General features: G+C 47.2%; 23 protein-coding genes. 3 read left to right on the top strand and 20 right to left on the bottom strand.

Translation table 11 applies throughout. From position 1 onward, the window contains the following. Positions 1 to 229: 229 nt before the first annotated feature. Positions 230 to 1,021 (top strand): NPP1 family protein, encoded by a 792-nt coding sequence (locus A8F97_RS11720; RefSeq protein WP_033071099.1) that lies wholly within the window; start codon positions 230 to 232, stop codon positions 1,019 to 1,021. A 256-nt stretch (positions 1,022 to 1,277) separates the two neighbouring features. Here A8F97_RS11720 and A8F97_RS11715 read toward each other — a convergent pair whose 3' ends face one another. The 4 genes from A8F97_RS11715 to A8F97_RS11695 form a co-directional block, all read right to left on the bottom strand. Continuing rightward, positions 1,278 to 2,081: a hypothetical protein gene (locus A8F97_RS11715; RefSeq protein ID WP_033071100.1), complete on the bottom strand. Its 804-nt coding sequence runs from the start codon at positions 2,079 to 2,081 to the stop codon at positions 1,278 to 1,280. Then, positions 2,078 to 2,875, bottom strand: coding sequence for a lysozyme inhibitor LprI family protein (locus A8F97_RS11710; protein WP_025919203.1), 798 nt, complete (start codon positions 2,873 to 2,875; stop codon positions 2,078 to 2,080). Before A8F97_RS11710 ends, A8F97_RS11715 begins: the two co-directional genes overlap by 4 nt. A gap of 22 nt (positions 2,876 to 2,897) precedes the next feature. Next, positions 2,898 to 3,524: a hypothetical protein gene (locus tag A8F97_RS11705; protein WP_033071101.1), complete on the bottom strand. Its 627-nt coding sequence runs from the start codon at positions 3,522 to 3,524 to the stop codon at positions 2,898 to 2,900. A 1,245-nt stretch (positions 3,525 to 4,769) separates the two neighbouring features. After that, positions 4,770 to 5,564: a TIGR02642 family protein gene (locus A8F97_RS11695; protein WP_033071102.1), complete on the bottom strand. Its 795-nt coding sequence runs from the start codon at positions 5,562 to 5,564 to the stop codon at positions 4,770 to 4,772. A 48-nt stretch (positions 5,565 to 5,612) separates the two neighbouring features. Between A8F97_RS11695 and A8F97_RS11690 the strand changes: the two genes are divergently transcribed. Next, a complete protein-coding gene (locus A8F97_RS11690) occupies positions 5,613 to 6,449 on the top strand; it encodes a hypothetical protein (protein ID WP_033071103.1) in 837 nt (278 codons plus the stop codon). A gap of 21 nt (positions 6,450 to 6,470) precedes the next feature. Here the strand turns inward: A8F97_RS11690 and A8F97_RS11685 are convergent, their stop codons facing one another. The 12 genes from A8F97_RS11685 to A8F97_RS11630 form a co-directional block, all read right to left on the bottom strand. Beyond that, positions 6,471 to 10,616, bottom strand: a complete 4,146-nt coding sequence (locus tag A8F97_RS11685) for a hypothetical protein (protein ID WP_033071104.1) — start codon at positions 10,614 to 10,616, stop codon at positions 6,471 to 6,473. 13 nt (positions 10,617 to 10,629) lie between these two features. After that, positions 10,630 to 10,926, bottom strand: coding sequence for a hypothetical protein (locus tag A8F97_RS11680; protein WP_033071105.1), 297 nt, complete (start codon positions 10,924 to 10,926; stop codon positions 10,630 to 10,632). Positions 10,927 to 10,931: 5 nt separating this feature from the next. Next, positions 10,932 to 11,216 (bottom strand): helix-turn-helix transcriptional regulator, encoded by a 285-nt coding sequence (locus tag A8F97_RS11675; protein WP_033071106.1) that lies wholly within the window; start codon positions 11,214 to 11,216, stop codon positions 10,932 to 10,934. Beyond that, positions 11,213 to 11,737: a hypothetical protein gene (locus A8F97_RS11670; RefSeq protein WP_033071107.1), complete on the bottom strand. Its 525-nt coding sequence runs from the start codon at positions 11,735 to 11,737 to the stop codon at positions 11,213 to 11,215. The genes A8F97_RS11675 and A8F97_RS11670 overlap by 4 nt, the downstream gene beginning before the upstream one ends. 148 nt (positions 11,738 to 11,885) lie before the next feature. Beyond that, positions 11,886 to 12,701, bottom strand: coding sequence for a DUF2971 domain-containing protein (locus A8F97_RS11665; RefSeq protein ID WP_050512638.1), 816 nt, complete (start codon positions 12,699 to 12,701; stop codon positions 11,886 to 11,888). 412 nt (positions 12,702 to 13,113) lie between these two features. Further along, positions 13,114 to 15,816, bottom strand: coding sequence for a TOPRIM and DUF927 domain-containing protein (locus A8F97_RS11660; protein ID WP_033071108.1), 2,703 nt, complete (start codon positions 15,814 to 15,816; stop codon positions 13,114 to 13,116). Between the two features lie 10 nt (positions 15,817 to 15,826). Then, positions 15,827 to 16,456: a hypothetical protein gene (locus tag A8F97_RS11655; RefSeq protein ID WP_050512639.1), complete on the bottom strand. Its 630-nt coding sequence runs from the start codon at positions 16,454 to 16,456 to the stop codon at positions 15,827 to 15,829. Continuing rightward, positions 16,453 to 16,653 carry a hypothetical protein gene (locus A8F97_RS11650; protein ID WP_033071109.1) on the bottom strand — a complete coding sequence of 67 codons (201 nt, stop codon included), beginning with the start codon at positions 16,651 to 16,653 and terminating at the stop codon, positions 16,453 to 16,455. The genes A8F97_RS11655 and A8F97_RS11650 overlap by 4 nt, the downstream gene beginning before the upstream one ends. Then, positions 16,650 to 16,835: a hypothetical protein gene (locus A8F97_RS11645; protein WP_033071110.1), complete on the bottom strand. Its 186-nt coding sequence runs from the start codon at positions 16,833 to 16,835 to the stop codon at positions 16,650 to 16,652. Before A8F97_RS11645 ends, A8F97_RS11650 begins: the two co-directional genes overlap by 4 nt. Next, positions 16,828 to 17,028 carry a hypothetical protein gene (locus A8F97_RS11640; protein WP_033071111.1) on the bottom strand — a complete coding sequence of 67 codons (201 nt, stop codon included), beginning with the start codon at positions 17,026 to 17,028 and terminating at the stop codon, positions 16,828 to 16,830. Before A8F97_RS11640 ends, A8F97_RS11645 begins: the two co-directional genes overlap by 8 nt. Continuing rightward, positions 17,018 to 17,203, bottom strand: coding sequence for a hypothetical protein (locus tag A8F97_RS11635; protein ID WP_033071112.1), 186 nt, complete (start codon positions 17,201 to 17,203; stop codon positions 17,018 to 17,020). Before A8F97_RS11635 ends, A8F97_RS11640 begins: the two co-directional genes overlap by 11 nt. Then, positions 17,193 to 17,384, bottom strand: a complete 192-nt coding sequence (locus A8F97_RS11630; RefSeq protein WP_033071113.1) for a host cell division inhibitor Icd-like protein — start codon at positions 17,382 to 17,384, stop codon at positions 17,193 to 17,195. The genes A8F97_RS11635 and A8F97_RS11630 overlap by 11 nt, the downstream gene beginning before the upstream one ends. A gap of 192 nt (positions 17,385 to 17,576) precedes the next feature. Here A8F97_RS11630 and A8F97_RS24455 point away from each other — a divergent pair, with 192 nt between their 5' ends. Further along, positions 17,577 to 17,750, top strand: a complete 174-nt coding sequence (locus tag A8F97_RS24455) for a YlcI/YnfO family protein (RefSeq protein WP_005971433.1) — start codon at positions 17,577 to 17,579, stop codon at positions 17,748 to 17,750. Positions 17,751 to 17,840: 90 nt separating this feature from the next. On the opposite strand, the gene A8F97_RS11625 is transcribed toward A8F97_RS24455, so the two are convergent. From A8F97_RS11625 to A8F97_RS11610, 4 genes are all read right to left on the bottom strand, one after another. After that, on the bottom strand, positions 17,841 to 18,638 hold the full coding sequence (locus A8F97_RS11625; RefSeq protein ID WP_033071114.1) for an antA/AntB antirepressor family protein: 798 nt from the start codon (positions 18,636 to 18,638) through the stop codon (positions 17,841 to 17,843). 13 nt (positions 18,639 to 18,651) lie between these two features. Next, a complete protein-coding gene (locus A8F97_RS11620; RefSeq protein WP_033071115.1) occupies positions 18,652 to 19,098 on the bottom strand; it encodes a hypothetical protein in 447 nt (148 codons plus the stop codon). Further along, positions 19,095 to 19,292, bottom strand: coding sequence for a helix-turn-helix transcriptional regulator (locus A8F97_RS11615; protein WP_033071116.1), 198 nt, complete (start codon positions 19,290 to 19,292; stop codon positions 19,095 to 19,097). The genes A8F97_RS11620 and A8F97_RS11615 overlap by 4 nt, the downstream gene beginning before the upstream one ends. Before the next feature lie 218 nt (positions 19,293 to 19,510). Next, positions 19,511 to 19,975 (bottom strand): hypothetical protein, encoded by a 465-nt coding sequence (locus A8F97_RS11610; RefSeq protein ID WP_033071117.1) that lies wholly within the window; start codon positions 19,973 to 19,975, stop codon positions 19,511 to 19,513. Positions 19,976 to 19,978 lie beyond the last annotated feature (3 nt).

The following is a 19,978-nucleotide window of genomic DNA, read 5'->3' as shown; positions in this document are numbered from 1 at the left end:
CGACTTCCCCCCCTTTTTTCCTGAAATTCGAATTAATAAGTATGAATGATAAAATAATATATTATTTTGCAGGCTAAATATATTCGTGTTCATTGTTGTAAATAAATGATTTTTATTTCCTCTTCTTTCTTGCTAAAAGTAATCTTTCCATACTTTCATCATGGTTACATTTTTGTGACTATTGATAGTGTTGGTTTTAAAAGGACTACCATTTATTCAAGGAGTTAATATGCTTTTAGGAAAAAAAAGAGCGCTAGCCTTCTCAATACTGTTCACTACGTTTTCTTCACATGCAGATACTTTCCCAAAATTAAACCAATCCTTGCCATCCGGAATTGATGCGCGGGAGATTGCACCAGTATTTGATTTTGATTCTGATGGCTGCTTTCCCAGCGCCGGAGTGAGCCGTAGTGGTGTGCAAAACGGCGGGCTGAAACCATCGGGCAATATAACAGGTGGGTGCCGATGGAGTAACTTTCTTGACTCGTCAAATACGCTGCACCGGTACGCCTGTGTTAATTCTAGTGGTGCTCGCTATTGTGGTAGTTTCTATTCACTCTATTTTTTAAAAGATCAGATACTGAATGGAGTAAATTCAGGCCACCGCCATGATTGGGAACATGTTGCAATCTGGACTAAAAATGGTGTGGTAACGCATGGTAGCTACAGTGCGCATGGAAAATTGACGACTAAAGATGCGGCGAGCATCGATAAACAGGATGGTCATCTGAAATTTGTTTATCACAAAGATGGGGCATTAACCCATGCCTTTCGTTTCTCTAAAACGAATGAAAATGCGGAAAATCCGTATAAAAAATTTGTAACGCCAGACATCATCAGTTGGTACACCATGTTTGGTGATGGCATTAATAATCAGGAACTGCGAAACCGATTAAACGCATTCGACTATGGGTCGGCCTCGATTCCTCTCAAGGACAACAATTTTCTGACTAACCTAAATAATGGTCGTCCGGCAGGCTATCCAGAATTCACGGCTGCCAGTCTAACGACATCGAAATAATCATGATAAGAGAGGTGTGAGCAAACATACCTCTCCCTATCGTTGCATTTTTCAGCAAGGTGAATTTTTTTTCGAAATAACATATCTCTGAATAATGAATAGGTATATTGCTCTGTCGACCTGTTTTGAGCGCTCTGTCCAGTCGAGCGATAGCTGATTAGTTGCTCGTTATGGCTGAGCTAATAGGATGAGAGGTTTATATCCAGGCTATTGCTAAAATACGAAGCAATAGCCTGAATCCATATTGGTGTTATTATCAATCCTCGCTTGGATTTAAACTCGATACTTGTTCACTCATCGTTACATTATGGCAGTGATAAGCATTAATTTGTTCTTTGATTGAAAGATTACTCGCCTCTAACGATTCGATATTTCCGCATTTTTTAATTCTGTCCTTAACCCATACTTCTTGAGATGCGTGGAATTTTCTCTTTATGTCTTCGGGGGCGTCTTCCAATATTCCATATACGTCAGTGAAAAAGAAAAGATACTCGTCCTTTTCGCTTGCAAGTTTTTTATCTTGCGCGGTTTTTGTTATTTTTTCTGCGTTTTCACTGAGCCAGGCCACGGCATAAATCGCTCTGGATAGCGCATCATAAGTGTCTTTTTCTACTTTTATTTCCTTGCCATTATCAAGAACGCTAAGGTCGTAGGCAAAGGACGGAATGACGATCTTGTTATCGGTGAGTCTATTATCTCTGCTTTCACCTGTTTTAGTGAAAATGTCCTTTTCGATCTTATACATCTGATCTTTTGTGTACAAAAGATCATCTTCATTAAGAATGATATCGACAACCTCCTGACTAACTGGGATTTCAACCCTAAGGCTGCATGAGAATGCTTCTCCCCAGCGTGGTTGTGTCGAGATTTTAGAGTAAATAACGTTTACAGTATCAACCGATTGAGAGGGAGACTTAAAAAACATGGATTTTGCGCGGTCGGAAAACGTTTTTTTAACGACCTCAACCGCTTTGGAATTGCTGCATTGAAAATCATTCTTTGCATACGCTAAAGTAGCAGAAAAGATAATCGCAATTATGGCGTAAAGGATATTTTTCATTTTTTTTCCTTGTTTTTAATCAACCCAAGTTGCGTCAGCCTTTCCTTGGTCATCTGCTGTTGACAGGTATAAATTTTTGCATGTTCTTCCATCGAACGAGGTTTATTCGCTATAGTTTCTATTGCACCGCATTTTTTATTTTTATTTTTTATCCACTGCCGTGCATCCCCTTTCAGTTGCCCTTTAATATAATCAGGTAGACTACTCCAGTAAGTATTTAACTCACTATCAGCCTCTCTGAACTCGACAATTGCTTTATTATACTTAAATCGTGGCGATTGTTCTTCCAGCCTTGCTGCATTTTCTTGTAACCAGGCCAGGCCGTAAAGTGTGCGCGAGACTGACTCATCATGTGGATACATAATATTGGTTTCTTGCTGATTATCAGCAATATGAACATTATAATAGACACGATCCGATACAATATATCCATCCCCTTTTTTATGAAGATAGAGATTGGAGCGGTAAATGCTTTTTGCTTTAGGATCTCCATTATCCATAAGGGGATAGTATTTTAAAAAATTTAACACCTCGGAGGGGATTTTTATCTTGGCTTTGCCAAAGCAGCTTAGGTTATTCTTTGTTTTAAGTTTTGTGATAATGATGTCATATTCAAACTCAATTTTTTTAATTGTCTCTAAGGATACGCGATCGCTGATGGGTTGTGCTTTCTCTTGATCTTCTTTGATCAACGACTGAATGACGAGAGGACTACGACACACCAGATTATTTGCATTAACATAGTGTGATGAAAGTATTATCAATAATAGGGATTTTATTATGATTTTTATCATTTTCAATTCCATTGAAATCACGTTAGCAGGACATGCAGATTCGTTTATCTGAAGATGAATAGGCGTTGGCGCTGACCATCTTATAGGTCTCATTTGTTTTTTTGAATTGATAGATATAAGCCCTTTCGCCTGCTTCTTGTCTAAGTTCAGATTCCCTTTCGTTAAGCAGATTAATAACAATCCCTTTGAGGCCTGGAGGAGAAACGATGTCCATCTGGATATTAATGATACCTGATGACAGCATATAGTAATTCATGACGAAGACCGATCCTGCATCCGTGTAGGATTTTTCAAAATATTTTTCTGACGGCGGTAGGTTTTTTATTTCTTGTAGAAATGAAATAAAAGCTGATTTTCCATTTGAACCATTGAAGATAAAGCTGAAGTCAGATTCAAGTTTTGGCATTATTTCGTTATTTTTATAACTGACTTTATCTTTTTTCGCTATGCTTACACCATAGTTAGCTGGAACAAAATAGGAGTCAGTGAGTTCAATAAATTGGTTATAGTCTTTTTGTGATAATTTACTCTTTTGCAACACACTGGTGAAGTCTGTAACAAACGTGGGGAAGTCTTGCGCATGCGCCCCGATAGAGAGAGAAAGAAAAAGAAAAGGTAAAATGCCGCTTTTTATATAACCCCGTTTCATAATAAACACACATTCCTTACAAATAGTGAATAAATCCTATGGATATTATAAGGATATTCATGGCTGCAAGTATATATTCTTTGTTATTCAAGCCACTATCAATGCTTTATGGGGGCGTCTGCTACGTTTCATCATGTTCAGACCCTATCAGAACAATATAGCGCTCGCCCTGACCTCAAAAGTAGACTCGTCGATAATCTTCCTGGCCGAAGTCGATAGTGAGCGCTGTTTTTATTTAGGCGTGGGTACAAGATTGCTGTGTGCAGCTAACGATGTACATGACTTAATTTTATGAATTTACAAGGAAAAGTGGAGTTTACGACGCGCTTTGAGAAGTGTGAATGGTGTCCCCGACTGGAGTGTGACGTGATTTTTAATTATTTGATTATTAATATTTTATTTTTATTGTGTTTTTATATATACCCCCAATGATACCCCCATGTTGTTTTGTGTGCGGTGTTTTTGGTTGTTTTTTATTCGCAAAAGAGCCAATGCACAAAGTAGCCCACAAAACAGAAAAACTACACATCATCAGCGCTTTCCATTGACTAAAAGCTGGTGGGCTTGCAGACATTTAACCCTGAGCCGAATCAGTTCCAGATATTTCCTGCGGAACGTGTCGCCTCGGATACCTGCGGGTTTTGGAAGTCTGGACATGCTAAACCCCACCCGCGCTATCTGATTCCAGTAATCCGGCCACAGTTCCAACTTTGCCATATTTTCCATGTGTACCAACCGCCGCCAACGTTTTAACTGGCTTTCACTTTGGCTGGCATAGCAAAGGCCGGAGCACGTTCGGCAGGTGAGCCTATCTAAATCAACGTACAGCTTGGTCGAACGCTTTCCGCATTGGGGGCATTGATACCAATAGCGTGTGCCGTAACTCGCTTGTGTAGTGACGAGAAAGAGGGGAAACGTGTTTCCGTTGAGGGTAACAGTAAAACCGTCATCACACCGTGTGAAGGTTGCGGGGATGATGGGTATGTGAAGGTTAACGGAAACGTTTTTCAGGAGGGTGAGGGCATCCAGCCCAATGAAAGAAAGTGATGTGGTGTAACGCCGTGTTCGATTGCGCAATTTTCCCCCATGATCAATACGAAAAGATCTGCGAACGCCTACGCAACGGCGAATTGCACGTTATGGATAGATGCAGACATGGCAAGGGTTGCAGGCCGTTTGCGAATTCCAGTACGTTTCGTTTTGCGAACCGTAGAATTCGCAGATCTGCGCAAGTTTTTTTCGCAGTTACACCAGCGCATTTTCTTCTTGTCGGATTTTTCGCTTCAACTGTTCGATAGCCTGGTGATATTCCACATCCAGCCAGTGAAGGCAGCTATTGACCAACGGCACATAGTCAACCCGCCAGCTTTCTTCATTAACTTTCACGCCCGTTGCAGATAGCGATTTTCTGATATCGTCGATTGTAGATACCAGTCGGCCATCGCCACCACATTCAGGGCAATGGCTGCCAGACTTTTTGATTTGTTCACCTGAACCTTTACAGCATGGGCATACATCGCTATTACCGGCTTCCTGTTCTGACCACTGCCTGAGTGAAGCCTTCTCCAACACTATCTGATTGTCGAGCGTGGCGGCGCGTTCCTGCGTTATCTTGCTGCTGGTTTTGTTCTCAAGGCGTTTTTTCTCTGCATTGAGGCCGCTGATCAGGTTCTTGGTGCGAACAGCCTTGGCACCATAGCGGCGTAACAAGCTGGCGCGTCGGGCAAGTTGTGGAGGTAATGGGCGGTAGACTGCCAGATTGATAGCCAGTAGGCAGGCTGCTACAGCGTGATCCGGTGTGTTCCGTTGTAAATGTACCCACTCTTTAACCGCTGCTTGCAATCTTTCATTGGCTGGGGTATCAGATTTATATCGGAGCATGAACAGGTCATAGCCTACGGGATAGTGTAAGCTGGCGGTAGATAACGCTCCCAGATACTGATCGCGGCCTATTTTACCGCCACCACGGCAGGATGAGGTAAACGCGCTGGCGCTTCTGGCTTCGTGTAAACGTAAGGTGTGTTCGATTATGCTGGACATTAAGACCTCATTTTTATTGGATATATTATTCAACAATAAGGAATGAAAATGATTTTCAATGGAGACGTTTTTTATAGAAAAACAGCCTCAATTATAACTACAGAACAAGATGGTAAAGGCATTTCCCATAGATATGAATTATCTCACTTACGATTAACATCGTCGAAATTAACAGCCATTTCGAGTTATTCAGCATATAAAGACAATAAAATAATAAAAACGTTAAATTTAGATTCTGGCGAAAGACCCAATGACCTAGTAGAACTAAAGAAAGAAAGCAATCATTGTATAAAAATAGAAGCAGATAGTGAGAGCTTTAACCGTTATGTCTATACTGATAACCTAGATAGCCTTGATCTTGAAGATAGATTCGCCGTGCAACTCATTAAAAAGATAGAGATTAACCTATACCCCAGCGATGAGATGGGTTACTTCAAGGAATTTTCTGGCTATTTCCGACCCATGATTTATGCAGACTCCCCCACAGAAAACCCCATCATACTCGGGTTTAATTTTTACATTCCAGAAGAAGATTTTACCCTTCTTATTAATAAAGTCGATAAGGGATATAATTCTGCAATTGTCAATCTATGGATACCAGGCTACTCTGAGATGTATAGTGAGTTGCCTGACATCATTGTTAATCCAAACAGTGAAGTAAAAAGATTTTCGTTTATTTCTTCTCTGAATATAGAGAAAAAGAATTTCACCATTGAATCGGTTGAGGTTATAGACGATACACCTACAGAGTTTGATGATGAAGCCGAACCCACTGAAACAGACAAGAAACTGAACGAATTAACAGAGTTATCAAAGAAGATATTAACCGCATTGACTATAATAGCCGCCTGCATAGTTGGTTTTTCCCTTAAAACGATATTCTGAGCCATCCGTGGCTTGTAACCGTTATTCCACCATCCCTTGAGCGGTAGCCGTAATCGCACGGTTTACCGCTTCAAGGTGACGTTCAAATACCGTGCTTCCTTTGGGTGTGTTCGCCAGTCTTAGCAGCGCATCCCGTACCGGTTGGCTTTCGTATATTCGCCCAACCGCGCCATAGGCTCCCATTGTGCCGATTACCTTTGCGGCGAGTACGGGACCACCAAACACACCCGCTAACCCCGGTCCCATAACGGAACCAGCTTGTGCCACCACCTGCCCATTAGGCAAGGTCACTGACGCCTGAGAAGCACGTTGTGTACTCTCCAAATAACGTTGCAAGCCAGTAAGATATTGCCGCTCTTCACCTTTAAAGAATATGCCTGTATTCGCGGAGTATTTGTTAAGCCTTAGCAAGAAACGATCAGGAGAAGCCTCGCCCTCCAGCGCTTTAGCAATTAATCCGGCGCGGGCGGACTGGCGGCCTCTATTATCCAAGGAATTATATAATATCTCCACCTGGCTTTTTTTAGTATCGAACAACATAGCATTGACGCTTTCCGGCGTAATATGGCCGCTTTCCAGAATTTTCTTTATTTTGGTATGTTGAACTTTATCAGCTTCTCCAGCCCAGATAGCTTTAGCGTGCATCCAGCGGAGTGCCTCTTTTTCGCCAAATTCTTTGCTTATCGCTCGGTTTAAATCTTTGGTCATAGCAGTATAAATACGATTCACTGCAAGTGTAGAGGCGGGTAACATATCTATTCGTTGATCTTTTACGGCTGTGCGGAATTGGGTTCGCTGTCCATCCAGTAAACTAAAATGGAGTTTTCCCGTTGCCAGTTCATCCCGATATTCTGTTAACCTATTGATGGTGGTTTTATCTTTTGTACCACCATAGCTTGATAGGCGGGCAATTTCTTCATCAATAACAGAAACAGAACGCGTGGTGTCAATTACTCCTCTTGCATCCATTTTGTCTTTAATTTCATTAAAGCGTTTTTTAGCCGCGCTTTTAACGGCTGAGTTCTGCCTATCGATGCTCTGAACCACATCAGCAGCGGAGTAAACACCGTATCGCTGTGAAAATTCATCCACCAGTCGGGAGCGTGCCATTTGCTGATCCGCACGCATTTGTCCCGTACCCACGGCTGGGATTTTTTCTGCGTTGGCCTGAATTGAGCGACCGACAAAGGTTTGCGGCGGCATCATGTCGCTGGTCATCAGCGGGGCGTTATTTTGCTTCGTATAATCGATAGCCGCTTGTGCTTCTGGGGCGATTGTTCCACGTGCGGCGCGATAACCTGCACCAATGACATTGCCAGCACCACGCACAACACCACCGATCCCCGCGTTAACCGCTAAATCTTGTAGTGTTTCGTTGGTTGCCTGCTCGATGTTCTGATTTCCGCTATTCTGTGCCGCTGAGCCGATAGCGCTTTCAGCACCTAATCGTGCAGCCAGATTAGCCACACGTTCGGCTAGGTTGCCAACAGTGGGGGCGGCGCGTGATGCCGGGTTGATCAAGAATGGCAAGACATCAGCGGCAATCTGCCCGCCTTGCGTCTGTGGGCCGACACCATCTGGCAATGACAAGCGAGGTGACGGCGCATAGGTTCCATCACCAAGCCCCAGCTTACTACCGATCCATGCCCCGCTACTGGCGAACGAATCAGCCATCATCGGGATGATATTAACCGTATCTACCGCCGCCTGTGCAATCGCGCCACCCGCTTCAGACACACCAAGTAAGCCCTCTTGCAGTAAGCTGCGTGGTTCTGGCGTCTGCTGGACAAACTGCGCGTAGGGATTTTCCTCTTGGCTGGTGGTTGGTATGTCTTGCGGAGAAGAAGGGGTAACAAACTGTGCGTAAGGGTTGGCTTCCTCTGCTGGAGCGCCAACACTCGCTGGCTGTGGCTGTGGCTGTGGCTGTGGCTGTGGCTGTGGCTGTGGCTGTGGCTGTAACGTGCTGGCGAACCCTTCTACGGCTTCCCTCGTCATACCGTCGCCGTTAAGCAGGTATTCCCCGCTAGGGACAGTCACAAAGAGCCGCCCTTGCTCGTCCTGTCTGGTGCTGCCGCCAAATTTGTTCGCTATCTGTTGGGCGATCTGCTGCTGCTGTTCCGGCTTCAGGTGTTTCAGATTGGATTTCATCGAATTCCAGTCCACTGTGCTGAATTCTCTGGCCGCGCCCATTTCAGGATGAATGCCCAACTGTCTGACCTGCGTCATGATGCGTTCCTGAATGGTCGGCTCTACGGTGGCAGGAGTGGGTTGTTGGGGGGATTTCTTCATACTCTGGGCATATTGCGGCACGTCTGGGGCAAGTTCGGGCTGACCACCACCGATCAGCCCTTCATCTTTTGGGGAAGGTTGCCCTCCAAGATAGTGCTGACTGGCACCTTGTCCAAAGGTCTGATCGAACAGGTGGGCGGTATCTGGTCGCTGGCGCAGCATGTCGATCGCCGTTTGCGGTATTGCTGGATTGTTGGGTTGTGCAGATGCGCCTGCTACCGTTGTGTTATCAGGCTGGTTTGGTGGAATAGGCTGGTGTTGACCACCAGCAGACCGCAGGCGAACAGCATAACCACCTTCCACTTTTTCCACCGTCGCGCCTGGCATTTTCGCCCATTTGCTGGCGTTGGCCACACGCTCATTAGAAAAGGGTTTGCCGCCGAATGTTTTCAGCTCGCCTTGCTCCTGCCCTTGATGGGTGTTCATCCCGTAAGCCGTCGCATAACGATCTCGTTTATCCGTCAGAAAGGTTTTTAGGTCATTGGCACGGCGGATAAATTCTTCTTCGGACTGGCTAGCACTTAATCCCGACACGGCAATACGGGCTTGTTCCCCTTCAGCGTTAGACAGCGCCCCCATGCCACGCAATGCCTGAATCGCACTAAGGAAGTTCTGTCCTCCAAATTGCTTAAAGCGAGTATCCCAACTGGCTGCGTCAGTGCCTGGAATATGCTTGGTCACTACACCTAATCCAGCGCCTACAGAGGTGCTAAATCCCGGATCGGTAAGCAGACCGTCAATGGTCTTGATTTGCTGGTCATACGTTTCAATCACGTCCTGCCTTTGCAACTTGCCATCTGTAGACACTTGTTGCTGTTTTTTCATTTCGCCCAAGTATTTTTGCCGCTCCATACCTGAAGCGTTGTAGTCATTAACAATATCGGCGGGCGTTTTTCCTGCGGTAATCTGCTGAACACGGACATGCTGCGGCACCTGCATGTAATCCTGTACGGGCATAAAAGGCGCGTTCGGATCTGGGTCGGCATACGGATCAGCATCTTCAAGGTTGGGGTGCGCCATCCCCAGCAAATGGGAGCGCTGTGCTAGCGTCCTCATAATTTGTTCGCTGGATAGCGGCAACGGTGGGTCATTGGGATCGGTAGAGCGGTTACGTGTGATCGGAGCTTGATACGTAGAGCCATCTTCTCGCGTCACGGTCACGCCAAAGTAAAAGTTATCGCCACCGCGCGGATCGGGCATGATATGCGTTAGTTCCCGCGCTTTCATTGGCTTGCCATCGTCGGCCAGTTCGCCAGTGCGAATCGATAATTCAGGCTGGAGAATACTGTTTGTGGCTGCGATCACTTTCGGGTCATCAGGATTGATTTGCCCAGACATGAGCGCCGGAGCGCGTGATTTAAGGTATAGGGCGCTCTGTGCGGCGTTGGAGTTGGTCAGGAAGTCAGGATTTAGCGCTGTATAAAATTGCTGTGCGTCAGGGGGAAGTTGTGACCACAGATGAGTTGCGCCGTCTTTGTCTCCGGCACGGGCAGAGAGCGTAATACCCTCAACCAGATTCCCGTAGCGCGTGGTCATCTCCTGTAGTTGCTGCTGCCGCTGCTGTCGTTTCTCACTCGCCTGAGAAACGGCCAGACTCCCCGCTGAGATATCGACGCGGCGTTTGTCCAGTGCGAGATCCTGAACCTTGTTTTCCTGCCCGATTTTCTGTTGTTGAACCCGATTATTGTAATCGCGCTCATCGGTAGACTTCTGCCAGTTCTGGGTGTTGACCGCCATGTCATAGTTTCTGTCGGCATTTTTCTGCTGCTGATCCAACATAAAGCGCCGTAGCTCCGATTCTTCCCGACGCTGTAGCGCGTTATCCATCGTATTGAATCCGGCAAGGAAGCCGTCCGCTAATCCTCTTACATCAGCCATAATAATCCCCAAATTATGAAAATAGTGAGCCAGCAATCAAGCCAACTGCTGCGCCTACGCCCATGCCAACCGGACCAGCCCATGAGCCATACGTTGCGCCCATCGCGGCAGATGAGGCACCAATAGCCGCACCGCCAGCCGCGCCCATTCCCGCCATCGTGCCTTTCATCTGGTTGGCTGCCATTTTCTGCTGTGCCTTTAATTGCTCATTAGCGGATTCGCGCTGCTGCTCCAGCTCTGCCGCCTGTTGCATACCTTGTAACCCTTGCTGTCGCGTCTGCGCCGCAATATCAATTAAACCGTATGACATCGTGTTTACTCCTGCTCAAAAAGAGGTTGTGCCAACATGCTGATTGCTTCTGGCATGGTCGGCTCTGGTTTTCCCCAAACTTGACGAGCGATAACGGCCGCACGGCGTTTCGCTCTGGACTGTTTGACGATCCACCCGTCGATATCAGCTTCGCGCCAGCCAATGGCACGACTTCCGGTAAGGCTGAACGGTGCGGGGAATTGGTCGCTTTCCCACATGTGCCGTAGCGTAATCCTGTTAATGCCAACCTTTTCACACACCGCTTTCTCACGTAATACTTTCTCGCTCATGCCTGCACCTTCCGTTGATTGAAGTGATCGACCAGATAGCGCCGCATATCGTTGGGATTCGGGGGGAGTGAGTAAGGATTTACGCCATTTTCTTCCGCTAATTCACGTAACTGGTGGCTGGTGAGCTTTGCCAAATCGATAGCATCATTACCGATTTTCACCACAAAGCTGTTTGCTACGGCGTCGGCCTGCTCTTGTGCCAGCGCTTGCTGGCGGCGATAGTCGGCAATAATCTGCCGCTGGCGTTCGGCTTCTTCCACCTGTACGGCCTTGCGTTTGGCGTTTTCCGGTGTGGCAAACATTTGGGGAAAGTTATCCAGCAAATATCCAGCAACAACGGGGGGAACATCGGAAGGGGTAGACTGGCGAAACAGAAACTTACGCCCCTTGTAATCAATGCGTTTTTCCGGCTTATCACCGATGTAGACAATTCTCAGGTCAGTGCCGCCAAACGTGGTTTCTTGTTCTTCCTGGTGCTTTTCTTCTTCGCGCAATGCTTCAACTAATTCGTGAGCTTCCATCGTATGTATCCATGAAAAAAGCCTGCTGGGCGAACCATACAGGCTTAGGAGTTAGGCAGATTTTAGGCAAAAAAATACCGGAGTGGTTTTTAAGCCATATTCCGGTATCTTTCGGTAAATTAGCGCATGTTTTTATAGAAGGCAACGGCTACCTGTAGGTTGCTGTACTTCTTCCAACGTTAGCCTTTGTTAGTCCATTAATGCTAAGGAATGTTTCTATATCATACTGGGAAAATTTATTTTTCGGGCCTAAAACTATTTCCTTAATAACATTGGAATTAAATTTAAAATCAAAATACGAAGTCAAATAACCATTTGATATTCTATATTTTACATCCCCAATGCTTGGGAATGCTTGAGTTGTTCTGTTTTCTTTGTCTGTCATTATGAGTGCTTTGTATATTATTCGTTTTTCTTTTTCTTCTTCAAATGCGGGGTTTTTAATCGTCATGGATAAATGATTTATTTTTGCGGTTATTTCAAAGAGGTGATTTACATTGTTAATGTATTGCCCTCCTTTTTTGAATATAATCGATTTTATTTCTCTTTGTAATTCATGAGTATCAATGTATTCAATCTCATTTAGTTTTATTGAATGAACGCCCCCCGCAGCGTGCCAAATTGGCATGCCCGAACCTAATCCTAGCTTATCCTCATCAAATCCGATAGCAACACCTTCCCCATCCTGAGCGTAAGCCCGCCATTGACTTAGCGTGTCGCCTTCCTTTGAAAAGCAGCTTACATAAGCTATTTGGTTATTACTGACCACTGTTCTCCATAGATTATTGCACCATTCATGATTATCATCTGTATGATTATCATTCAGAACCTTAGCAAGCACATTCTCAACCCATTTACCTTCAGAAAAATCATTCATGTTATTAGTTGCGGACAGCCATAGGGTTTTATTTTCAATAATCTTATGAAATGTCTCAGGGCTACAATAATGATAAATAATTGCCATGCTGATTTCCTTTTTTTAATGATGAATTTTAAAAGCCAATTTATATTTATTAATAATAGCTACTCAGTTAATGACATATGTTTTCTTCAAACACTCTACCGAAAGAATCTCTATAGATCAGCAGAAAGGTGTTAGTTCGGTTGGTTCAGTTGGTTCACGGGCTTCTAAGCCGCGCCAGTGCTGGATTTATATGAACCAACATAGCCCTTATTACGTTGGTTCAGCCGTGATTGTTGTTGGTTCACGCATCCAGCCAGAAAATTATCGGATAATCGCCGTGTTGGTTCAAATTGCCCGTTTGTTGGTTCAGTGTTGGTTCAAAAAAGAAAATATTTCCCTTATAAAACAAAGAATCTAACAGATTGAACCAACTGAACTGACTGAACCAACATACTTTCTCGCACGTAGGGGATTATTCCTGCGTGGCTTCTTCCTCTGGCATGTAGTGGATCACGTACACGTTAAACTGTCGTCCATCAATGCGGGGGGATTTACGCTGAAACCCTCTGCCGCTGGTGGGCGGGGTCAACATCCCCGTGGTTTTTAATACCTCCGCAAATTGCTTCGCATTAAACCCTTTGGCGATCTCGCCCTCAAATGCCGCAGGGAAGGTATAGAAAATCATCGGCGCATCATCGTGCTTGCCTCTGTCGTCACGGTATCCGGCCAAATCCCGAATAGGCAGGCTGGTAGGGTCGTAAGGGTATGGGGCGAACCGACTCCGGCCATGTGCATTCAGGAACGCTTCACACTGTTCGACAATTTGCCGATGCTCTTTGTTGCCTGTGCCAAACTCCCGCAACCAGGCATTAAAGGAGTGTTGTATGGCATCACGACATTCCTGCTCATTCCATCCCGTGATCGTTCTCCCCACCAGCAATGCCGCTTCCAGAATGGCGAAACGCTCTGCTACACGGTGAACCTGTTCACCGTAGTTGGAAGGGATAAGCGATCGCCAGCGGCTTTCAGCTTCTCTGACAGCCTGAATCGCCTCTTTCTGGTGATGCGCAAGGTAACGTATCCATTCACGGCCAGCCGCGCCATGATTGACACGATACGCTGCTTTCAGCGCATCGGCATGATCTTTACCGCTTTTATATCCGTGGAACTGTTGCGCTTTTTCCAGTGGTAAATTAAGCAAGCGCACCAACTGACCGGCTTTGGATTTTATGCCTGCACTGGTCAGAAAGGTTTCCATGTCCATTTCACCAGTGCTGATCGCCACGGTGCGCCAGCGTTTTAGCTCACGGTTGCCGCCATCCCGTGCGCCTTGCAACTTCCCGACACCGTTAAACAGTGTATAGGCTGAGGTGGAGACAGAACGCGCATCACTGCCTTGTCCCACCTCATCGAGTGGCAGCAGGCCGTCATTGTGCGCTTCGGCTTCGTTAGCAATCCCCAACGCTGTGCCGTACCAGGTGAGTTTTAACACATCGGGATCACCGTAAAGGCTGGTAGCGACATTGGCGGTAGTCGTTTTCCCTGCGCTGGATTGTTCATAGAAATGCAGGCCGAAACCGTCTGATTCAGACAGGCCGATTAGGGGGGCGGCTAAGGCGGCGGCGATCGCGGTCATCATGGAGGGGTTACCCTGTGCGAGTTTGGCTACGCCGTCCTGCCAGCTTGCCGCCGATCCTTTAACCGCATAGCCGCCAGCAGCAGCACTGCGCCCCCGAAACAAGACGGGTTGAAGCGGTGAACCGATAATATCCCCATCTGGCATGATGTAAGCGCCACATTGCCAGCCAGTGGTGTGGCTGATCTGCCAGAGTTCGGCTTTCCCCTGATTCTGTAGCCAGTCGGCCAGAATGGCGCGTAGAAAGGTTTTTGTTGTCACGGTCACGCCACCGGCTTTCAGTGTGCGCCATCCTTCCCGCTCACCAACATCGGCCAGTGGTAACCCAGCGGTGACAGGCGTTTTACGCCCAGCAACATGCCAACGCAGTATCAAAAACTGATCGCTGTCGTCACGGCCACTGCCGATCACGTCTAGCGGTGAGCATAGCCAGCTTTCGTTGTTGATCACCTCACCGCTGACCTTATCCACTTTGGGCGTGATCCAGAAAACGCCATCTTTGCGGCTTTCTACACGCGGCTTCAGCGGGTCATCACAACTCTGTTTTTCGTCAGCCGGCACATCGGCCTGTAGCTGATACAGCGATTCAGTAAACGCCTGTGTAGCGGCATCCAATCCGAATTGCTGGCGGTAATCGTCCCAGTCTGCTTTTTCATCGGTAGGCGGCAGGGCTACCCAGCCGCTCACCTTACGGGCGGCTTTCTCTGCCCAGTCCTTCCCGCCGTTCGGTTTACCTGCCACGATGTCGTTATCCGCAGCAAGGATGATTTGCGCATTGGGATACAGAGCACGCATCGCCTTTGCCACCGGCACCATGTTGCCCGCATCGATAGCCGCGATGGTCAGCGCCTCAGGACGCATCAGGTGAGTGCTTAACGCCGTTGCCAGCCCTTCACCGATAATCACCGTGTCGGGCTGTTCTGAGGCGTTAACAATGTGATACGCACCACGTTTGGCGGAATCGGTCACCAGTCGCTTAGTACCATCGGGTTTTATCGTCTGCGCGGCGGTAGTGGTGCTGTTCGCGTCCTGTAGCGCCAGCAGCAGAGTGCCATCAGACAGCAGCGGATACGAAAACCCCGTTAACCCTTTTCCTTCCAGATATGCAGACTCTCCCGGCTGTGCCTGCGTGGTTAGCTTCGCCAGACGCGGGGTAAAGCGTTGGGCTTTTTCGTCAACGGAAGGAGAGCGCCCGTTATTTTCCGCTGGCGGTTCACTCTGGCGGGTGGGTTGTTCCCATGTTCGGGCATCGATACCCAACACCTCTGCCACCAGTTGCGCCGCATCCATTGCGGCACACTGGCGAACGTTCATCACCAGCGCCAGCCCGTCACCGGCTTCCGGCTCACAGTGGCGGCAATGCCATGTCCCGCGCCCTTCCAGATTATCGAACTGAAAGCGATCGGTACCGCCGCAGGCCGGGCAAGGGGTAAGCGTTGTTGGATGATGGGGAACCTCGATCCCCAATTGAGAAAGTACATCAGGCCAGCGACCAGTAGCAACGGCGGATACCTTGCGGATAAAATCGATATTACGCATTCACTTGCCCTCAGTGCGCCGTTGGTGTGGGTGGTAATTCATTGGCATTACACATCTGAATAAATTCATCGTGCATATCTGCCAGCGTTTGCCGCCCCATCTCGGACAGTCCAGGCACTGTGCTTTGATGATCGAGCATTCCCTGATAAAACAAAATGGCATTACGTGTGCCTTGTTCACGGCCAAATTTCCCAATCAATGCGCCTTCGATATTGTTCGCCATTGCAAAACGTTCCGTATCGGGATAAATGCGCATTGTGCCGTGTTTTCCTCGGTAGATAACCTCACTATGGCCGCTGTTCTCTGTGGTACTTTGCGCACCGTTGCGCTGCTGCTCTTTCATGAATTCGTAAGCCACCAGCCAGCGCCACATCTCCAAATTTTGCTGATCATCAGGCTGGAAATAGCCCTTTTCCTGAGCCTGTGCCAGCGCATGGATCACTCGCACCCCATTTAACGGGTCATGGTCATAATGGCCGCGATTCAGGCTGGAAAGGGCATAATCAAACGGGTGGCTCGTTGCTACTTCGTATTCGCCTTCACCGTCCAGCGCCATCAGGCAGACACCATCAGGGGAAACATCGATATACGGGGCGCGTTCCTGTTCCAGTGACAGGGGTAAAGAAATGATGTTGTTCATGCTGCGGTTCTCTTGGCTTTGTTACGTTTATCACCGCAATGCGCACGGCAATACTCATCATTGATTTCAGCGACCACCACCAGCGCGGTTAAGGCGACATTGCGGAGTGTGTCAAGTTCGGTTGAATCGTCGCAGCAGGTCATCAGGTCAAGAATGCCCCTGAGCATGGTCAGTTTTGTTTCAATCCCACCCTTCATTCTCCCGTCTCCTGTTCCAGTGATTCGCGGACTTCGGCGTGCATATCGCTGGCGATCCCGATAAGGCCGGATAGCTGAGGGGAAAGGTGTTCTTTCTCCACCATTTCCTGAATGACGTGAAACAGGATGGAAATCTGTCCAGCGCGGAATGCGGCCAAATCCAGCGGAATAGCGTTATTCATGGTCTTGACCTCGCTGTTTTTGCTCTTCCAGTAGCCATGAGGATGAGGTGCCGGATAAATCGCATGCCAGTGCTAACGCTGTCGATAAATCGCCGTCATCCAGCTCTCTGTGTGTCATTTCCAGCATCATCAGCAGAACGCCCAACTTATCGGCTTGCTGGGCTGCTTGTGTCAGTGAATGGTTATGCGCCATGTCCCACCTCATCCGTTTCTATCTGGCTGGTGTGGGACAGGTGATCGATGCGCTCTTGCAGGATGAATAACAGGATTTCACGCGCTTGCGGCTCATCGGTGTTAACAGCGGCGTAGGCCAGTGCGCGGCATTGGTCGATGATTTCTTCCAGTGCTAACGGGGTGTTATCGAACATAGCGCACCTCCTGAACGGGTAGGCGGCCAGCGAAAACCATGACACAGCCAGATGGGGATTTTTCCCGTGCTTCGCGTTCGGTAGTGGCAACAATGCGAATAATGCGGCGAGACGACATGCCCAGCGCCAGAAAGCGCCATATAAATTTGGGGTGAGTTTGGGTAGACTGTGAATCAGCCATAGCGTTACTCCTAATAACGGTGTGGTGAGAAGCCCAGTAAGTGTTCCCGCACTGCTGGGCTTCGTTATTTGTGTAACACCTGTGGATAAGGTGTTGAACACCAGCCTATTGCAAGGTGTTGAACACGTCAAGCGTTTACAATCACTTTTTTCATGCCATACTGTTGAACACCTAAAACGGAGAAACACTGATATGGCAACAAAAGCAGTTAATGGCCGGTCGCAAACTATTGCCGCCCGTGTTCCACATGAAGTGGTTAAAGAGGTTGAAGCACTGAAGGAAGAGGGTGAAACAACTGGGCAATTCGTTGTTTCTGCTTTACAGCGTGAGGTGAAATACCGGCAACGCAAGAAGTCAAAAGAATAGCCAGCCAGCGCACGCACAATTGCGTCGGCGAAATGATGTGGGTGCTTTTCGTATACAGCCGGCGCATTGTTCATTAACCACGTGGAAGCATTACGCATGGTTCCCCCCCAAACGTTTTGCCATCCAGCGTTGAGACAGTCGGGTTAACTCAGCTTTTCGCTGGTGATAATCCTGCCCCAGTTCGATCAGCGTGATGTTGGTCTGTTCAAGGTAGGAAAGGTATTCCAACTGATCCGCGCTCATGCTGTCGCGTGGCTCTCCTGCAATACCATTAACCCGCGCCCAATCCTTTGCCGTTAGGCCACCCAATACCAGGCGGGCGATCATGTTGCTCTCGGTGGTGTAGTGGTGCGGTAGCGTTTTCTTGCCCAGTTCAGAGCGGGCGATTTCCAATGCGGCACACATCGGCTTGAAGTAATTCGCAGCGGTCAATCGGGCTTTTAGCTGGCGTCTGAAACGTGCGGCCACTTCCGGCACGCTACGCTGTAGGGCTTCTTCGCACTGGATAAAGTAACGACGAACAGCGCGGCCTTTCTCGTTGCGCTCAACCATTGCCAATTCTTTTGCCATATCCAAAGTGATGGCGTAATCAACCTCAGGGCGACCAGCTCCGGTAATTTCCACCCGTTCCGGTGTTAATTGGTCAAAATCTGTTCCTTTCACAAAACCATACTGAGAAACTCGGCCATTAAACCAACTGGAAAATACACGCCCTGCGCCTAGCGCTGTGTGCAATGATTTGGCGCTAACAATATTATTTTCACGCCCACAAATTCGACCAGAAATAACAGGGACAATCGCGGCAAAGTCATTGCTGTAAATATCGCTCTGGCTGTTTTCAGGGTGAGCGAATCCCTGACCGTTGAGGTCATTATTTTTTGATTTCATAAATCAGGCTCCGTTAGCTGGCGGCGTAATCCGGGTACAGGCTAATGATATGGTTAATTTCTTGCTGGGTAAGCGGCTGGTGGCCGTTAATATCGGCATTGGCATTTACCAGTTGAATGACGCGAGAAATATCATCGCGCTTTGCAAACCGATAACGATAGTGACTGCCGATCCCGTCCGTGTTTGGCTCGTCAATTCGCTCTAACCGAATATCAAGCAGTCTTTCTAATTCTGACGGATAGTTCCTCCCAGAAGAAAGTCGGCAATGTAGGAGAATGTCATTCTCAGTAAAGCCGCCAGTACCGGAACGCAGCATGAAAATTCGTGCGCGGTGCTTCTTAGGGACTGGCCTTATCCGCTCTGGCTGGCTATTATGTCCACCAGCAATATTAGTTTGCGCAGCAGGTTTTATTTGTTCAAGTTGACGCTCGGTAGCACGGGCGTTTTTTATTTGCATTATGCAACCTCCCCGCGAGACTCTGCGATGCGCTGATTAATCCATTCATCAACTTCACTTTCAACGAAAGCAATCGAACGAGAACCAATCTTAATAGCGGTGGGGAAGCGCTGTTCTTTCATAAGGCGGTATAACCATGCCTTACTGTAGCCAGTGCGTTTTTGTACTTCAGCGAATCTTATTAATGACTGAGCCATATTTACCTCGTAACGTCTATTGCGGTTTACGAGATAATCATTACATGTAAATTAAGTTATTTTTCATACCATAAGGCATGATGGTATTTTCTGGGGGGATTACCCTGAGGGGTAAGGGTAATAGACCATTTTTTATAGATAACTACCCTGAGGGTAGCTATCTATTACCCTCAGGGGTAACAGTGATATCGTAAATAAAACCATTAGGGTAATGGTTGTTACCCACGTTTTATAGGACATGCAACCATTTCGATAGATTTTGCTTGAGCATTTGAAAATCCTTTTCCCTCTAGAGTTTGGATTATTGCTACTTGGTTCCCTCTTGTTGCTCTGTCATTTTCGGTGTCGTATTTAGCCCACTCCTGATTCCTTATCTGAATAGCAAGATAAAGGGGATCATCGTCCCTATATTTTTTAATCAAAATTGGACGTTCGTTTTCAAGTTTACGGATTTGCCTCCTAAGTGAATCAATCTCCATACGGAGCATTTCAATATCAGCATCACTCATGGGTTTAATACTTTCAGCGCTATTGAAAGTAGTTGGAGTCACCTCCTCTAGAGGGGTGGATAAATCCATACTGAGTTTATCTGCCAATTCCTTTAACTCAGAACGCCTGAAACCGTACGCATCAAAATGCGGAGCGGACCAATGATCTTGATTTGGTTTTCCCCATCCGTTCATTAT

It is taken from the genome of Pectobacterium parmentieri (genome assembly GCF_001742145.1).
Classification (GTDB): Bacteria; Pseudomonadota; Gammaproteobacteria; order Enterobacterales; family Enterobacteriaceae; genus Pectobacterium; species Pectobacterium parmentieri.
The sequence above is the reverse complement of the archived record's forward strand: the minus strand, read 5'-3'. Positions and strand labels throughout refer to the sequence as shown.